Genomic DNA, 17,289 nt, shown 5'->3' with positions numbered 1-17,289 from the left:
TGCTTTTTTACTCACTATCGACCTTTTGTGAAAAATATCATCATTTTAATTCGCACGTCGTTCACATTTATCTGCTTTATTGTATTGCAGATATTTTGCGTTGTAATGCTCATTAAAAGTAGTAAAACTCACGACGCTTTTTTTTCAGTACACATCAATGAGATTACTGGCAAATTAAACTCGCAGTACAGTGGTGTTTATTCCTATTTCAGTTTAAAAGAAACCAATAGACAATTGGCTGCTGAAAATGCAAAGCTGAGAAATCAATTGCTATCAAATTTTGCTGCACCTGATAGCAGCAAAAAAATGGCTGTAGATACCACGATAAAAGACACACTTAATCGCTATAGAAAGTACATTTTTTTACCAGCAACTGTAGTAGCTAATACTGTAACACTTGAAAATAATTTCTTAACGCTTGAACGTGGCTCGCTGCAAGGTGTGAAGAAAGACATGAGTGTAATAGGCCCTGAGGGTGTGGTAGGTACAGTAGTTGATGTGAGTGATAATTACTGCCGTGTGATGAGTATTTTAAACCGCAAAAGTAGTGTGAGTGCCATGTTGAAGAAGGATAATATTGCTGGCAGTGTTGATTGGGATGGTAAAGATCCATCTTTTGTAACGCTAAAAAATATTCCTAAAAGTGCCAAAGTTGTAAAAGGCGATACTGTGGTTACAAGTAATTATTCTGCTAAGTTTCCTTCTCAAATAATGATTGGTACGGTGGCTGGTATTTCTGCTGATCCTGCTAGTAATTTTTACACGCTTAAAGTGAAAACAGCTACTAATTTTTACAGCATCAGTTTTGTGAACTTGGTATACAATGTTCGCTATGCAGAACAAGTGGCACTAGAAAATAAACTAAAACCGAATGAGTAGTTTATTGAAAAATATTTTACGCTTTTTATTATTTATACTGGTGCAAGTATATGTGCTCAATCATGTACCACCATTGCATCAATTTGTAGTACCTTACTTGTACTTCTTATACATACTTTGGCTACCATTTAATATCAATCGCTTTTGGCTGTTAGCTATTGGTTTTGCTACAGGTTTAACGCTTGATTATTTTACAGGCACTATGGGCTTGCACGCTGCGCCTTGCACATTAGTTGCTTATTTACGCCCCTATATTTTAAACATACTCATACCACAAGATACCATAGAACTTAGTTACACCGAACCAAGTGTAAAAAGTATGGGCTTTGCACCTTATGCTTTGTACGTTACACTTTTCACATTTATGCACCATGGCTACCTTACATTAATTGAGTGGCTAAGTTTTGGTAATGCCTTGTTCTTCTTTGGTAAAGTGCTTGGTACAACAGGCATCAGCATTTTATTAATTACCATTACCGAGCTATTATTTTTTAGAAAAGGTAAGTTTAGAACAAACGCTTAAACACTGCATTTTTAAAACCTTTTACAAGATAAATATTGGCTTTAAGAGGCACAATTTTAAAAGGTGCTTAAAGTTTTGTATTTCCTCAAATTTTTCTTGTGGCTTACGCAACAAATCAGCAATTTTACAGTTACTTCATCGAAGCTACAATCTAACATTTTACGCAATTTTATATGTCGGTATTTAACCAAAGTCGCAGCGGCGTTATCAAAATTATTTTTGGTATTGTTTTCCTCATCATTGTTGGTCAGCTAGTAAACCTGCAGGTAATTTCAAAAAAATATAAAATAGAGGCTGATAACAATGCCATTTTCAGGCGTATTATTTACCCAGATAGAGGTATTATTTTCGACAGAAAGAAAAAAGCTTTACTAGAAAATACCATTACTTATGACCTTGTAGTTACACCAAATGAAACAAAGGGTACCGATACATTGGGTATTTGTAGTTTGCTAAACATAGATACAGCTACTTATCGTAAACGCATCAAGGATATTATTTTTAAAAATGGTAGTGTAAGGCCAAGTGTTTTTGAACCCTTACTTACACCAGAATTGTATGCCAAACTGAATGAGAATATGTACAAGTTTCCTGGCTTTGTATTGAGCGATCGTTCTGTACGTAGCTACCCTTACAATACAGGTGCTGCTGTTCTTGGTTATACATCAGAAGTAGATACTTCTTTTTTACGTAGACATAAAGATGAAGGCTACGAAAGTGGTGACTATGTAGGCTTTACAGGGCTTGAACGTAGTTACGAAAAAGTATTGATGGGTAAGCGTGGTGTAAAACGTTTTATTCGTGACAATAAAGGCCGTATACAAGGCCCATTTGAAAAAGGTGAGTTTGATACCACAGCCGTTGCAGGAAAAAACTTGTACTCAAGTATAGATGTTGAGTTGCAAAAACTAGGCGAAAAATTAATGACCAATAAAGTAGGTAGTATTGTAGCTATTGACCCTAGAACTGGTGGTATTTTATGCATGGTAAGTGCACCTACTTACGATCCTAATTATTTAACAGGTAACCAACGTAAAAAGCACATTAACGAAATGTTGCTAGACCCTCGCTTACCATTTAACAACCGTGCTGTTGGTACAAAGTATTCACCAGGTTCTACATTTAAAACAGTGGTTGGTGTGGTTGGCTTGGCAGAAGGCGTTATTAATAAACACTTCACAGTTTCGTGTGGTGGCTATTTTGGTGGTTGTGGCACAGGCAAGCCAAAATGTTTAGATGTAGGGACGTTTGATTTTGTACATGCCATTGCGGTGAGCGACAATACTTATTTTGCTACTGTTTACAAAAAAATACTAGACCAACCAAAATATGGCGGTGCTGATAGTGCTTTAAAGGCTTTCAATGAGTATGCCTACAGTTTTGGTCTAGGCCATCCGTTAGGTGTAGATATACCTTCTGAAAAACGCGGCAACATTCCTGTATCATCGCACTACCAAAAAATATTTGGTAAAAAATGGTACTCATGTAATGTCATTTCTAACTCTATTGGTCAGGGTGAGGTACAAACTACCTTGGTACAACTGGCTAATGTAATGGCCACAATTGCTAATAAAGGCTGGTATTATACACCACATCTTATCGATTCTATTGAAGGTGGTGACGAATACGGTTTACTAGATTCTTTTAAAATAAAACACCATACAGCTAGCCATATTTCTGATAGTATTTTTGAGGCCGTACACGATGGTATGCAAGGTGTAATGGAATTTGGTACAGGACAAGCTGAAAAAATTCCAGGTTTTGTAGTATGTGGTAAAACTGGTACGGTGCAAAACTCTGCCAAAGTAGATGGTGTGATGAAACCGCAAAAAGACCACGCCTTTTTTGGTGGTTTTGCCCCACGTACCAATCCTAGAATTGCCATAGCGGTAATGTGCGAAAATGCAGGTTTTGGTGCTGCAAGTGCTGCACCTATTGCTAGCTTAATGATGGAAAAATATTTAAAGGACTCAATACCTGAAGCAGATAGAAAAGAGAAATTAGAACGCATTGCCAATACCAATTTAATTCCTGCGTTAATGCGTGTGCAACTAGCAAAAATGGATTCTATTAAGCAAGCCAAAGAAGCCCATTTACTAGAATTGCAAAGAGAGAAAGAAGCGCAAGACACCATTGATGATGATACTTTTGACGATACGCTGATTAACAATCCAAAACCTAAACCAATAGCACCAAAACCTGCTAACAACAATAAAAAAGTGTTAACCACAAGTGCTGCTATTTTAACAGAAGAACGCAAATATTTTTCAAAGAAAAACGCAAAGGCTTAACCCACAATGGCTAAGAATTACAATACAGAAGTTTCTAAAGGTATAGATTGGGTGGTAGTGTGGATGTATGCCTTACTAGTTGGCATTGGTATTCTGTGCATTTTTATGGTTGAGTACAAGCCAGGTGTAGATGTATTGTCAACCTTTTTAGGAGGCAAAACCAACTATAGCAAGCAATTCTTTTTCTTCTGTTTATCGCTAGTAATAGCCACGTTTATTTTACTGTCAGATAGTAAACTGTTTACCGCTTTTGCCAATTTATTTTACGCCTTTGGTATCGTATTAATGCTAGCAACTTTTGCCATTGGTAAAGACATTAAAGGCTCTAAAAGTTGGATACCTATTGGTGGTGGCTTCAACTTACAGCCTGCCGAACTTTGTAAAATATTTGCTGCACTTGCCTTAGCCAAATATCTCGCACGGCAAGAAACCGATTTTACCAAAATAAAATCACAGCTCATCGGTGCTGCTATCGCTTTAGTACCAGCTATATTATCTATTGGGCAAAACGAAACTGGTGTTGCCTTGGTATATTTCTCGTTCTTCATAGTTATGTACCGTGAAGGCTTACCCCCTGCTCTATTAATTATTGGTTTCTCTTTTGGTGTGCTAGTGGTGGCTACCCTATTACTTAACCCCAATGTGCTAGCTATTGCACTTACAGTTATTGCAGGCATCATCATTTATGTTTTGCGCAAGCAAATAAAACGTAGCAAAAACCTACTTGTTGCCATCATTGGTATTTGGGTAATATGCGTAGGTATTCAGCGCTTTGCGGTGCCTTATATTTTCAACAATGTGTTTCAGTGCTACCAAAGTACCCGTATTTATAGCATGGTGGGTAAAGAGTACGATTGTAGCCAAAACCGTAGCAATAAAAAACGTGCAAACGATAAAGAAAAAGCAGCAAAAAAACCCGATGATTACAATGTGCGCCAAAGTAAAATAGCTATTGGTTCGGGTGGTTTAATAGGTAAAGGCTTTTTAAAAGGTACACAAACAAGGGGCAAATATGTACCCGAACAAGGTACTGACTTCATTTTCACAAGCCTTGGCGAAGCCTTTGGTTTAAGTGGCTGTGCGGCATTTTTAGGCTTGTATTTGTTCTTACTATTTCGCATCATTACCATTGCAGAGCGTCAGCGAAGCACTTTTAGCCGTGTGTATGCGTACAGTGTAGCCAGCATTATCTTCTTCCACATTGTAGTAAATGTGTGCATGACGATAGGTTTGTGCCCTGTTATTGGTATTCCTTTGCCATTAATCAGCTATGGTGGTTTATCACTTGTAGACTTTACCATTCTTATTTTCATTATGATACGCTTAGATGCTGATAGGCAAATGGTGTTAAGATAAAGCCCCCCCTAGCCCCCAAAGGGGGAATTAGGACATAGACGGTTACGGTTTATCCATTTTCTGTTGCGGTTCAGTGGTTTCAAGTAGCGGTTGTATCACTTTCTCGTGCGGTTTAGTGATTTTCTGCTGCGGTTGTATGATTTCTGTATGCGGTTCAACTATTTTCTATTGCGGTTTACCCATTTTCTGCTGCGTTTCTATCATTTTCGGGTGCGGTTTTGCATATCCGTATGCGTTTTTGGGCATCTGTACGCGGTTTTGGGCATTTTTCATAGGGTTATATTACAATAATCCACATTTACTCAAAAGATATACACAGTATCTTGTATACTGTTGCAGTTTTAAATGGTACTTAGTAATTTGCTAGTACAAAAAATATTTAATACTATGGCAGAAGCAAACAACACAACACCAAACGCTACTACCAAAAAGCGTAGTAAAACACCTTACATTGACTTAGCAGAATTTGGAAGGCAAAGTAAAACAGCACTTACCAATGCTAGTGACCCCGACATTTTACCACTGCTAAAAAAGCGTGGCTATACAGAAGCAATAATAGCTGACAAGCTTGCAAAAATTGAATTGCTAGCCTCGCTAGATGAGAAACAGAAGAATGAATATGGTGAACAGTATAAGGCTACAGAAGATTATAACAATGCAGAAGATGACATACATGAGGATTATATGGATCATTTAGGGTTGGCTAGGTTGGTATTTAAAAACGATGTTGCTGCTAAAACAGCTATGGGTTTATCTGGCGATAGAAAGCAAAGTGCATCTGGTTACAGCAGCCAAGGTTTACTGTTTTATAACAATGCATTAAAAAGTGATGACTACAAAGCTGGGCTAGCTACCAAGGGTATTACAGAAGCTGAATTGCTAGCACAGCAAGCCGCCTTTACAGCTTTAGATGCACTAGCTTATAAACAAGAAAAAGAAACTGGCGAAGCACAAAGAGCCACCAAAGAGAGAGACGACCTACACGATGAACTAGCAGCATGGATGAGTGAGTTTAAAGCCACTGCTATTATTGCTTTGAGAAAACACCCACAATACAGAGAGAAATTGGGGTATGTAGAGGAATAGGAACTTTGAGCAAATGACACCGCCGAAGTAGTGATGCTTCGGCGGTGTTTTGTTTTAAATGATGAAGATTTAAGTTTTAGACTCCTGCACTTAAGCTAATGTGCTTTGCAAGTACATCTTTCAAACTGTAATCGATGTAAAAATCATTATAGCCAAGTATTTTTAGAAAAATTCTATTAAATAATACTTGATAAACCCGAGTAAGAAACACATCGTTTAAAGCATTTTTTTCTTCAGAATAGTTCCGCACACTATGTACCATTTTATTTCTTAAGGCTAATGCATCTTTTTCCGATTTACCGATTTTAATATCAATTAAAGAAAGAAAGAAATTAATTTTTTCAGAAGGATTTCTTTGATTGATACTTTTGATTTTTCTCAGCATAATGTCGCATCCTTCAAATGGCTTCAATTTTACTTCTAAGCTTTTAAGTTCGTCTTCTATTAAAGATAGAAATTTGCTATTTTCTAAGTATGCCAAATCAATATCCCCGTTTAATTTTAGATAATTCGCAGCTAATATTTCAATTGCATTTGCAAGTATTGGAAGGTTTGCACCTATGGGCGTTTTTAAAGCGATAAAATATCTAGCTAAAACTTGATCTAGCTGTAAATCATTCCTATTATACCTGTATCTAGGAAATAGGTTTTCAACTAACCATTCTAAATTGCCCCAATCATATTGCACATTAAAATGTATAGGTGGAAAAACTCTTTGCGAATGATCTTCCAAGTTTAATAAAGAGACTCTTTTTAAATGACTTTCAAGCAAAAAATTGTTTTCATCAATTTTACTAGAGCCAATAGAAATCAATTGTGTACCCAAAATGAAGGAAAGAAAATCCTTTAAATCTTCAATCAACTCAGACGATATTATTGGCGAGTATTCAAAACAAATCCCTCGCATTTGTTTTGTCATAAATTCATCAGGCACCTTAGCAACAATAATTAATTCACTGTCAATTAACACTTTAATAAAATCTCTAGAATAATTGCCTTTTATTCTAAGTAAGTTTTCGTCATAGACATCAACACCTCTACGAATTTTCGTAGGAAAATTACCCGATGTTCGAATTGTGACATTACTAAAATGAATAGTTGTTTTCCCACAAATAAACCAATCGTAATTTTTAATCGCTTTAGTATTGTCTGTAAAAACTATGTTTAAACTGGCGATAAGAATATTTGCTGTGAAATAATATTCTATGCCGTCAAAATTATTAGATGAAGTACTCCAAGTATTAACGAAACATTCATTCAATATCACTTCATTACCGTTTTCATCTTTCCCAGTGATTTTTTGTCCTTTAATTATCTTACTAAGATCTAAGAAATTATCGGATTCAAATAACTTGGGATTTTCAAACCATCCTGTCATTACGACTAAAAAATTATAGTCTTTAGTCCTATCAACTTGGATGTGTACTTTATTCGATAGATTAAAAGTTTGATTTTCAAATTGTAAATCAACTAGCTCCAGCGGAAATTTAATTGCTTCCCATTCTAAATGAGGTATGAAATGATTATTCATAGATAAAAATGCTATTTACAGGTTAGGTTTTAACTAATACAAAAGCTTTTGTAACCAAAAAACTTTTGCCACTAATCTCTCAATCTTTTTTGTTCTGCTAAAGCATCACCTTGCCATTCTAGTTTACCTATCACATCAGAGAAATCATACAACTTTTCATTTTTAAAAGTATTTGTATCAGATACAGGTAAGATAATTACTTCTAAAACTGTATTAGCATATTGGTGTGGCAAATTGATAGTAATACTGCCATTAGTAGGTTTCACAAATTGTCTTATTGCTTCCATAATTTAAAACTATTGCTTTTAATGTATCATTGATAAATGCGTCAATTAAAATTCTACAATTAGTCGCAGCTTTATAGTTCCTGTTGTAAGTTCGCAGCATGAAAATAATACCCCTTTCAGAAGGTTCGTTTACGATAGATAAAACCAAAATTTTTGTTCCTTTTAATTTAGAGGCAGATGATTTGCAACAGCGCCCTATTGGTAGCTTGCTTGTAGAGGTTCAACCATTTGCCATAGTTACCGATAATGATATTTACCTAATAGATACAGGGCTTGGCTTTAGCGTTAATGGCCAATTACAAATACACCAAAACTTATTAGCCAATGGTATAGACACTAATGCGGTTACCAAAGTGTTGATGAGCCATTTACACAAAGACCATGCAGGCGGCCTTAGCAAAAGGGACAGTTTTGGCAATTACCATTTGTCGTTTCCTAATGCTACTTACTATGTGCAACGCAAAGAGTTTGCGTATGCTATGGAAACAGGTTTTCCTAGCTTTATGAGCGAAGAAATTGGTGTTTTAGAAAATAATCCACAAGTGCATTGGCTAGATGGTGATGGCGTGATTGATGGTTTTATTACGCATCAAATTACTGGTGCGCATAGCCCCTATCACCAAGTTTTTTGGCTAAAAAAAGATGGTGAAGTATTGTTTTTTGGTGGTGATGATGCACCGCAATTGCAGCAGATGAAAAGTAAGTTTGTAGCCAAGTACGATTATGATGGTAAAAAATGTATGCAGCTAAGGCAGCAATGGTGGGAAGAAGGTGTAGCTGATGATTGGACATTTTTGTTTTACCACGACATTAAAACACCTGTATATCCTGCGCTGTAAGGGATTTGTTTCGCACAAATAATTTTGCCCGCAGATTTCGCCGATAGCGCAGATGTAATTCAAGCTTTTATCTGCGAGAATTTGCTTTATCAGCGGGCAATTTTAATTCTATCGTATTAAAGTAACAGTACCTTTTTCTGAGAAAATATCGCCAGTATCGCACTCAACTTCTATCACATATACATACACACCTGAAGCTGCTTCATTGCCTTTAAACTTGCCGTTCCAGCCAGCAGATTTATCGTTTACATTAAAGTTTTGACGTTCAAATATTTTCTCACCTGCTCTATTGTAAATGGTGAAGTATCTCACGTTTTTAATACCTCTACCCAATGGATAGAACACACTATTCAATGGATCGTTATTAGGTGTAAATCCTGATGGTATAAACAAGTTGCCTTGAATACAACTCAGTTTGATATTCATTGAGTCTGAAGCCTTACAACCATATTGTGTAGTGGCTGTAAGTATGTACGTTATATCGCTACGTGGTGTACTAGTAGTAGCCTGACAAGTAGTGCAGTTTAGGTATTTTGCTGGTGACCATAACCAACTTACAACATCGCTACTACCAGTACCATTTAAGTTGGCAGAAGTACCTGTACCTACTAATAAATCTGGCCCTGCATTTACCGTAGGCAAAGGTGCTAACGTAACATTGATGCTATTGATATCTTTAAAACAACCTGCATTATCGTAACCAACAACTGTGTATTTGGTAGTAACAATTGGGTTCGCTGAAGGATTGGCAATATTAGTTGCTGATAAGCCCGTAGTATTATTAATCCATTGGTAATTATCAGCACCGCTTGCTTGTAATTTGGTGGTGCTACCAAGGCATAAAATCACATCAGGCGATACGCTTACTTTAAATGGCTGAGATACTGTAATAGCAACAGAATCAATACTAGAACAGCCTGCCGCATTGGTAACTGTAACAACGTACTTAGTATCAATTTTAGGCTTAGCCATAAACGTATTACTAGCAGATGGTGCGTTGGTTTGCCATTGGTAAATAGTACCATCATGAGCCGTGAGTAATAATGAATCGCCCAAGCAAATATTGGTGAGCTTTGGTAGTAAGTTTACAACAGGATTGTGCAATACTTTAATGATAGTGTTGGTAGTATCGTTACAGCCATTGTAAGTGCTTATTAATGACACATTATAAGGTGCTGTAGCAGATACATAGTTTTGTGCTGATGGATTGAGCAATGTAGATGTGTTACCGTTACCAAAATTCCATTGATAAGTAACATTACTAGTAATAGTAGATGTTGCTGTAAACGTTGCTACATCATGCTCACAAATACTTGCAGGTGATGTAATGGTAGTAACAGCCACAGGTTTTATTTCTATTGTATCTACTACCGTTTTACTACAACCAGAAGCCGTTGAAACTTGCAGGCTTACAGGATATTTACCCACTTTGGTATAATTGAATAATGTACTTGCATTGTTGCTTGTATCAGTTGCATTACCTGTACCAAATACCCAATGATACTTGGTAGAAGCAGGATTTAAACTATCAGAAACACTCGTTATTTTATTGGTAAAATTGATAACACCAGCCTTACAAATAGCCATTGGTGAAGGTGTGATACCAAGTTTTAAAGAATCTACCAAAATAGTGGTAGGCAAGCTAAATGCAGCACTACAACCTGCGCTATCTTTCATAATTAATGCTGGCTGATAAATACCTGGTGTTAAGTATTGGTGCGATGCAATGGTATCTTGAACAGATGATAAACTACCATCACCAAAATCCCAAATAAAACTTGCCGCATTTACAGTATGTGCAGTAAGCGTAACAGTAAATGGCAAGCAACTAATAACAGCATTAGAAGTTAAAGAAGCATAAGGCCCTTTTACAACAATCACATCAGAAACAGAATCAATCAAATTGTTATTACCATAACCATATAAGGTAATAGTGTACACACCAGGCTTTGTATAAGTGTGTATTGGTGCTAAAATATTACCAGCAGTTGTACCGTCACCAAAATTCCAACTAATGGTATTTACACGTTGGAGGATTGTTTTAAAGCTAACTACTAGTGGCGGGCAATTTGATTGATTAACATAAGAAGTAGTATAAATAAACTGTACACCTAGTCTTTTTACAGGAATAATTTGCACCAAAGTATCTGTGCACTGAATAGCCGTATTGGTAGCTATAAGCCTTACTGTATCTACGGTTGCATTATTAGCATATGATTGATTGATAGGCCCAAAGGCAGTTGAATTTAAACCACTATTACTAAAATGCCATTGATAATTTGTGGTACTACCAAAGCTGTTAGTAGTATTGGTAAATGTAACGGTGATGCCAGTTAAAATAGGATTGGCATTCCAATTAAAATCAGCTTTTGGCCCTAAAATTTGAATAGGTGTTGCGGTATTTGTAGCAACGCTAAAACAACCTTCAGCATCAGTTACTTTTAGTTGCACATTGTAGCTTGCAGGTGCAGTATATAAATGCGTAAAGCTTGCAGAGTCTATTTTTACAGCCGTTGTGCCATCACCAAAAGTCCAAGCCCTTGTTGCAATTGGTGCATTAAAACCAGTAGCAGATGTGTCGCTAAAAACAACTGGTAACTTAAAGCAGGTTTCTTTATTGGTGGTAAAAAAGGCTGCTGTTGGCCCTTTAGTAGTTACTGTAAGCAAATTGGTAGTATCGTAACAGCCAAAACGTGCCGATTGGATAATAGCTTTAATGGTTTGTACACCATTTTTCAAGTTCCATAATATATCAGAGAAGCTATTGCCAAATGTAAAAATAGGTGGATGCGTAGTACTATTTCCTGTAAAAAGTGAACCATCACCAAACTGCCATTTAAACAGATTATAAAACTGACCTGCATCGGGGTTATTCTCAATATTATTTACCAATATTTTCAGTGTATCACTTAAGCAAATAGTATCTGCATTAGCTGTTAATGAAGGCGATTGTTTTAATAAAATATAAGCCAATGTTGAATCTCGCAAAGCACAGTAATTATTACTAATAGTGATGCCGACAATGTACTGGCCAGTTTTTTTATACTGATGTAACAGTGTGTCTACTGTAGGATTAGAAACTAAAGAATCACCATCACCAAAACGCCAAGTAACACTATCTACAAAACGATATTTTGGCACAAACCAAACACTATCTCTTAGGCCATTACAGGTGTTAATGATGTTGGTGATATCTGCAAATAGTGGCAATACATACACATACTTTTTCTTTTCTAAACTATCACTACAAGTGTTGTTATACGTAACCAATTTTATGTTGTAATAACCAGAATCGTAGTATTTATGAATGACCGTTTGACTTGTTCCATATGAATGAGAGCCATCACCAAAATACCAATCCCATGCTGTAGCTGGTGAAGACGATTTATCTGTTAAAGTAAAAGGATTGCTACCACAAATTACCGTATCAGAAACACTAAAATCAACCACAGGTTTTCTGTATACAATCACATCTTTTATAAAGCTAGAAACACCAGTACAGCCATCTTTTGTAACATAACTAAGCGTTACTTTACTCACACCCTCTTTGGTGTAAGTATGGCTAGGATTAGCAGTTGTATCAATAGCAGAACCATCACCAAAATCCCATTTAAAATTGACTATGTCACTTGCAGGTGTAGCACCAAAAGTTACCGTAAAACCAGGGCAACCTGTTACGCCAGTTGGGCTTGTTGTTGCAATATCTGAGATTGGATATTTAGGTATTTGCAACGAAAAAGGTTTACTAATCGTATCGAAACAACCAATGCTGTCTATTACTTTTAACTGCGCCACATAATTACCTTCATTTTGATAAATAGTAGTAACGCTTTTTGTAGAATCGATGGTAGCATTGCTACCATTTAATTGCCATAACCATTTTACCGCTTGTGCTGCTGTGTCTTTAAACGTCACACTAACTGGCACACTACAAACCACACTGTGATTAATTACAAAACCTGTCAAGTTTGGTGAAGCATTTACCTTAATAGCTTTCTGAATAGTATCAATGCATTTACCATAAGTATTAATCATACGTACAACGGTAGAACCTGCATTGGCAAAGGTTTTATTGATGTTATTTCCTGTAAATGTTTTACTAAATCCATCATCGCTAAACTGCCATTGCGTGTTAGATGCAGTAATAAGATTAGCAGCTTTAAAATTCACCGCATTGTTACTACAATAAATTGCAGGCGCTAAAAAATTGGAATTAAAAAAAGCTGCCGAAATTGGTGTTACTTGTTTAGCAATACTCACGCAACCAACACCTAAATCGTTAGTAGCAGTTAAGGTTACGTTGTACTGCCCTTTTGTAATATACACATGCGATGCATTGTAGGTAGTGGCAAAAGTGCTATCGCCAAAATCCCATTTGTAAGTAATATTTCCTGGGTCCACTGTATTATTGGTAAATATTACACTATCAGGCAGCTTGCACAATGCGGTATCAGATACCTTGAATGCCGCAACAGGCGGCTGGTTTACAGTAATGGAAGTATCTTTAGAAGCAGATGCTTGACAACCGAAGCTATTAGTAACCACTAAAACAATCTTAGAATTTATAGAAGTTAAGAACACATGACTCGTAATAGAATCAGATAATCTTACGATGCCCCCATCGCCAAAATCCCAAAAATAATCTTTAATAACTCCTTCACCTGAAGTTGACTCACTAGTAAATACAGTAGAAAAGGGATAGCATCCTTTGATATCTTTTATTAAAAAATTAGCATTTGGTTTTTTATAGACAGTTATATCTAATCGCTTTGTAGATGTGTTGCCATTATCTGTAACAGTAAGTACAACAGTGTAGGTTTTTTCTATAGCGTAGGTAGCCCCAGGATTTTGTAAAGTAGAGGAATTTCCATTACCCAAATCCCACTGGTAAGTGGCATTAGCACTAGCACCTTTAGTGGTATTTTGAAAAGTAACAGAAAAAGGCGAACAACCACCTGTTGTACCATTCAGCGTTCTAAAATCTGCTATTAATTGCGATTTGGCAGAACTGAATAATAAACAAATAAATAGGGTATAAAGGGCTTTTTTCATTAGGCATTGGGGTTAGATACCGTAAGAATCTTGAGAACGAAAGAACTAATACATTGGATGCCTCAAGGAAAAAATTCTTGGTTATTCCTAATAAATAGTTATTTCTAAAAGCTGTAAAGCAAGGCAATCTTAGACTGAAATTTTGCAGCGAGATAACTAGATACAGTTGAACTAAGTACTACAAATACCTGTAGTAATTATCACTCAAGAGAGTAATTCTTTCATGTGAATGGCAAATTTATTTGTACTTGTTAAAACAATCGTTGCAGTAAATGTATAACAGTATTACCTTAAAAAAATCAACTTAAACTTAACTTTCATTAGATAATAAATAGAGGCTTTTAAAAAGTTGTGCATCTTAAAAAATAAATTTTACAAAATAATTTGGTTTATAAAATAAACTACTCTACATTCGCATTATCAAACTAAAATAACAGCTATGAATAAGTTAATAATTTTTCTAACAATGATGCTTGCAAGCGCTACCACACAAGCACAAATAAAAATTAGCGGTAGTGTAAAAGATACCAAAGGCAGAATTATTGCTGGCGCTACTGTGGTAGTAAAAGACAGCTATGACGGTGGCGTTTCTGACAGTGCAGGTAATTATTCTTTTAAAACATTTGAAAAAGGTAACCAAGTAGTTGTTGCAAAATCTGTGGGCTATAAAACTGTAGAAAACACAATCGTTATAGGTAGCGAAGCAATAGTTACCAATTTTAATTTAAAAGAAGAAGTGACTGAGCTAAAAGCTGTAACCGTAACTGCGGGTAGCTTTGAAGCAGGTGATCGCAAGAAAGCCGCTACCGTTTTAAGTACACTTGATGTATTAACAACAGGTGGTGGTAATGCAGATATTGTGGCTTCGGTAAAAACACTACCAGGTGCACAACAAGTAAGCGAGCAAGAAGGCTTATTTGTACGTGGTGGTACAGCTTATGAAACCAAACAATTTATTGATGGCACAGTAGTAAACAATCCTTTTAATGCCAGTGTACCAGACATTGCAAGCCGTGGTCGTTTTTCACCATTTTTATTTAAAGGCACTGTATTTAGCACAGGTGGTTATTCAGCTTTGTATGGTCAGGCATTATCATCTGCATTAATTTTAGAAAGTATTGATTTGCCAGACCAATCACAAGCAACAGCTTCTATCAGCACTGTGGTATTTGGTGCAGGTTTACAAGAATTAGCAAAAAATAAAAAATCGTCTTGGGGCGTAAACTATAACTACACCAATTTAGCCGCCTATTTTGCCATTGTAAAACAAAAGCCCGACTATTTTCACATACCAGAATTTCATAGTACAGATGCTAATTTTAGAATAAAGACTAAAGGCGGCATGATAAAGTTTTATACTAGCTATGCTGCCAGCAATATTGGCTTGAGAAGACCAGATATTGATAGCTTGACATTGAAAGATGCATTTAGCATTAAAAACCACAATTTTTACAACAATATTAGCTGGAAAGAAAATTTAGGTAAAGGCTGGAAGATTAATACTGGCTTTAGTTTCAGCACTAATAGAGATGAATTATACCAACAAATACAAAACGCCAGCAACACACCTGTAACTACTGGTTATAGCTGGATCGATAACAAAAACTTTAGTACCAATAGTCGTCAAGATTTAACGCAGATAAGAACGGTATTAACTAAGCGTATTTCTGGCATTAGCGTTGTAAACTTTGGTGGTGAATATTGGTACAACTACACAAATACTATTTTCAATAACGCCACTTATACATTGAAAGACAATTTTGCAGCATTGTTTAGCGAAGCAGATTTGTATATCACCAATGATTTAGCAGCAAAAGTGGGTGCTAGATTCGAACACTCTTCTATCATTAACAAAGCCAATATTGCACCGCGTATTTCGCTTGCTTATAAAACTAGCCCAGGCGCTCAAATGAGTTTGGTATATGGTGAATTTTATCAAAAACCTGAGAACAATTACTTGTACAGTAACCCTACTAATTTAGGCTATGTAAAAGCAACGCACTATTTAGTAAATTATATTAAAACCAATGCCTTACAAACGTTTAGAGCAGAAGCTTTTTACAAAAAATACCACAACTTAATTGTTACACCACCAAGTAATATTTACAATAATAATGGTGATGGCTACGCACAAGGCTTAGAGATTTTTTGGAGAGATAAAAAAACATTTTCAGGTTTAGACTATTGGTTAAGCTACTCGTTTTTAGATACCAAACGTCAGTTTAACAACTACCCTAGCGAGCTGCAACCAACATTTGCCGCTAGTCACACAGCATCATTAGTAGTTAAGAAATTTATTACCAAAATAAATACAGGCTTCAACTTTACGTATAGTTATGCAACAGGCCGGCCTTACTACAACTTTGTAGCCAATGGCAGTAAATACGATATAAGAGATCAGGGCAAAACGAAAGATTACAATAACCTTGGCTTTAGCTTAAACTATTTAACCAAGCTAGGTAAGGCTTACGCTGTGGTTGTGGCTAGTGTAACCAATGTACTTAACACCGACCAGATTTATGGTTACAACTACAATTACAATGCTACTTATAAAGAAGCCATAAGACCACCGGCACCTCAGTTTTACTTTATTGGTTTGTTTTTAAGTTGGGGTGTTGATAAACGACAAGATGCCATTAACAACAATTTATAGTTTAACGTTTAAGAAGTTTATAAGTTTAGTTATTCAAATTCTAAACAGGTAATCATTATTTCATTCAAATCATATAAATCACAACTTACCATGACAAACGAACAAAGAGACGAACAACTTTGGAAAACTGCCAAAGCTCGTGTAGCCTTTAAAAGCAGCCTTGCTAGTTACTTAATTGTAAACCTAATGTTGAATGCCATTTGGTATTTCTCTAGTGGCTCATATAGTTATTATTGGCCTATTTGGCCAGCATTAGGTTGGGGTGTTGGTTTGGCTTTTCAATATTTTCATGCCTACCATGGCGATAAAATATTTAGTACAGAAAGTGAATACGAACGCTTGAAAAATCAAAATAAATAGTTTTCACCACATAGGCACATAGAAAATGATTCATAATACCGTGCAATGCAATTAATGTGTACCAAAAATCAGCTATCATTAAATCAATTTAAAACACCCCTTTAGGGGCTGGGGGCAATAATTATGGAACCAATAAACGACCCACTTTGGGAAATAGCAAAAGACAGAGCTAAGTTTAAGAAAAGCCTTATTAGTTTTTGTATCGTCATCCCTTTTTTATGGTGTATTTGGTATTTTACCGAAGGCAGCCACCATGGTAGATACTTCATATTTGATGAAGACATGCGATGGCGCTTTCACATACCTTGGCCGGCTTGGGTTACTTTGTTTTGGGGCTTTGGTTTGGCTGTAAAATTTGTAAAAGCCTATGTTTTTAATACCAAAGAATCTATTGAAAACGAGTACCAAAAATTAAAAAATAAACAATAAATA

Annotated in this window: 12 protein-coding genes; 9 read left to right on the top strand and 3 right to left on the bottom strand. The window is 36.0% G+C overall.

Translation table 11 applies throughout. The annotated features are described in order from the left end of the window. Nucleotides 1-27 precede the first annotated feature (27 nt). From mreC to ACT9TX_RS02155, 5 genes are all read left to right on the top strand, one after another. Nucleotides 28-879 (top strand): rod shape-determining protein MreC, encoded by an 852-nt coding sequence (gene mreC, locus ACT9TX_RS02175; RefSeq protein ID WP_481336562.1) that lies wholly within the window; start codon nucleotides 28-30, stop codon nucleotides 877-879. After that, complete coding sequence (locus tag ACT9TX_RS02170) at nucleotides 872-1,402, top strand: rod shape-determining protein MreD (RefSeq protein WP_481336561.1); 531 nt, start codon at nucleotides 872-874, stop codon at nucleotides 1,400-1,402. The genes mreC and ACT9TX_RS02170 overlap by 8 nt, the downstream gene beginning before the upstream one ends. Before the next feature lie 173 nt (nucleotides 1,403-1,575). Beyond that, nucleotides 1,576-3,693, top strand: a complete 2,118-nt coding sequence (gene mrdA / locus ACT9TX_RS02165; RefSeq protein WP_481336560.1) for a penicillin-binding protein 2 — start codon at nucleotides 1,576-1,578, stop codon at nucleotides 3,691-3,693. 6 nt (nucleotides 3,694-3,699) lie between these two features. Continuing rightward, complete coding sequence (rodA, locus tag ACT9TX_RS02160; RefSeq protein ID WP_481336559.1) at nucleotides 3,700-5,049, top strand: rod shape-determining protein RodA; 1,350 nt, start codon at nucleotides 3,700-3,702, stop codon at nucleotides 5,047-5,049. A gap of 387 nt (nucleotides 5,050-5,436) precedes the next feature. Next, nucleotides 5,437-6,135 (top strand): PQLLE family protein, encoded by a 699-nt coding sequence (locus ACT9TX_RS02155; protein WP_481336558.1) that lies wholly within the window; start codon nucleotides 5,437-5,439, stop codon nucleotides 6,133-6,135. 76 nt (nucleotides 6,136-6,211) lie between these two features. Here ACT9TX_RS02155 and ACT9TX_RS02150 read toward each other — a convergent pair whose 3' ends face one another. Further along, nucleotides 6,212-7,666, bottom strand: coding sequence for a hypothetical protein (locus ACT9TX_RS02150; RefSeq protein ID WP_481336557.1), 1,455 nt, complete (start codon nucleotides 7,664-7,666; stop codon nucleotides 6,212-6,214). A gap of 71 nt (nucleotides 7,667-7,737) precedes the next feature. After that, nucleotides 7,738-7,953 carry a hypothetical protein gene (locus ACT9TX_RS02145; protein ID WP_481336556.1) on the bottom strand — a complete coding sequence of 72 codons (216 nt, stop codon included), beginning with the start codon at nucleotides 7,951-7,953 and terminating at the stop codon, nucleotides 7,738-7,740. A gap of 98 nt (nucleotides 7,954-8,051) precedes the next feature. On the opposite strand from ACT9TX_RS02145, the gene ACT9TX_RS02140 reads away from it, so the two are divergent. After that, nucleotides 8,052-8,792 carry an MBL fold metallo-hydrolase gene (locus ACT9TX_RS02140; protein ID WP_481336555.1) on the top strand — a complete coding sequence of 247 codons (741 nt, stop codon included), beginning with the start codon at nucleotides 8,052-8,054 and terminating at the stop codon, nucleotides 8,790-8,792. A gap of 108 nt (nucleotides 8,793-8,900) precedes the next feature. On the opposite strand, the gene ACT9TX_RS02135 is transcribed toward ACT9TX_RS02140, so the two are convergent. Beyond that, on the bottom strand, nucleotides 8,901-13,844 hold the full coding sequence (locus ACT9TX_RS02135) for a PKD domain-containing protein (RefSeq protein ID WP_481336554.1): 4,944 nt from the start codon (nucleotides 13,842-13,844) through the stop codon (nucleotides 8,901-8,903). 439 nt (nucleotides 13,845-14,283) lie between these two features. Between ACT9TX_RS02135 and ACT9TX_RS02130 the strand changes: the two genes are divergently transcribed. From ACT9TX_RS02130 to ACT9TX_RS02120, 3 genes are all read left to right on the top strand, one after another. Further along, on the top strand, nucleotides 14,284-16,497 hold the full coding sequence (locus ACT9TX_RS02130; protein ID WP_481336553.1) for a TonB-dependent receptor: 2,214 nt from the start codon (nucleotides 14,284-14,286) through the stop codon (nucleotides 16,495-16,497). Nucleotides 16,498-16,587: 90 nt separating this feature from the next. Next, complete coding sequence (locus ACT9TX_RS02125) at nucleotides 16,588-16,857, top strand: 2TM domain-containing protein (protein ID WP_481336552.1); 270 nt, start codon at nucleotides 16,588-16,590, stop codon at nucleotides 16,855-16,857. A gap of 123 nt (nucleotides 16,858-16,980) precedes the next feature. Continuing rightward, the gene (locus tag ACT9TX_RS02120) at nucleotides 16,981-17,286 is read left to right on the top strand and encodes a 2TM domain-containing protein (protein WP_481336551.1); all 306 of its coding nucleotides are present in this window, start codon (nucleotides 16,981-16,983) and stop codon (nucleotides 17,284-17,286) included. The last annotated feature ends 3 nt before the right edge of the window (nucleotides 17,287-17,289 follow it).

The organism is Parasediminibacterium sp. HNIBRBA5674, from assembly GCF_056745525.1.
This window is presented reverse-complemented; position numbering and strand designations above follow the sequence as displayed.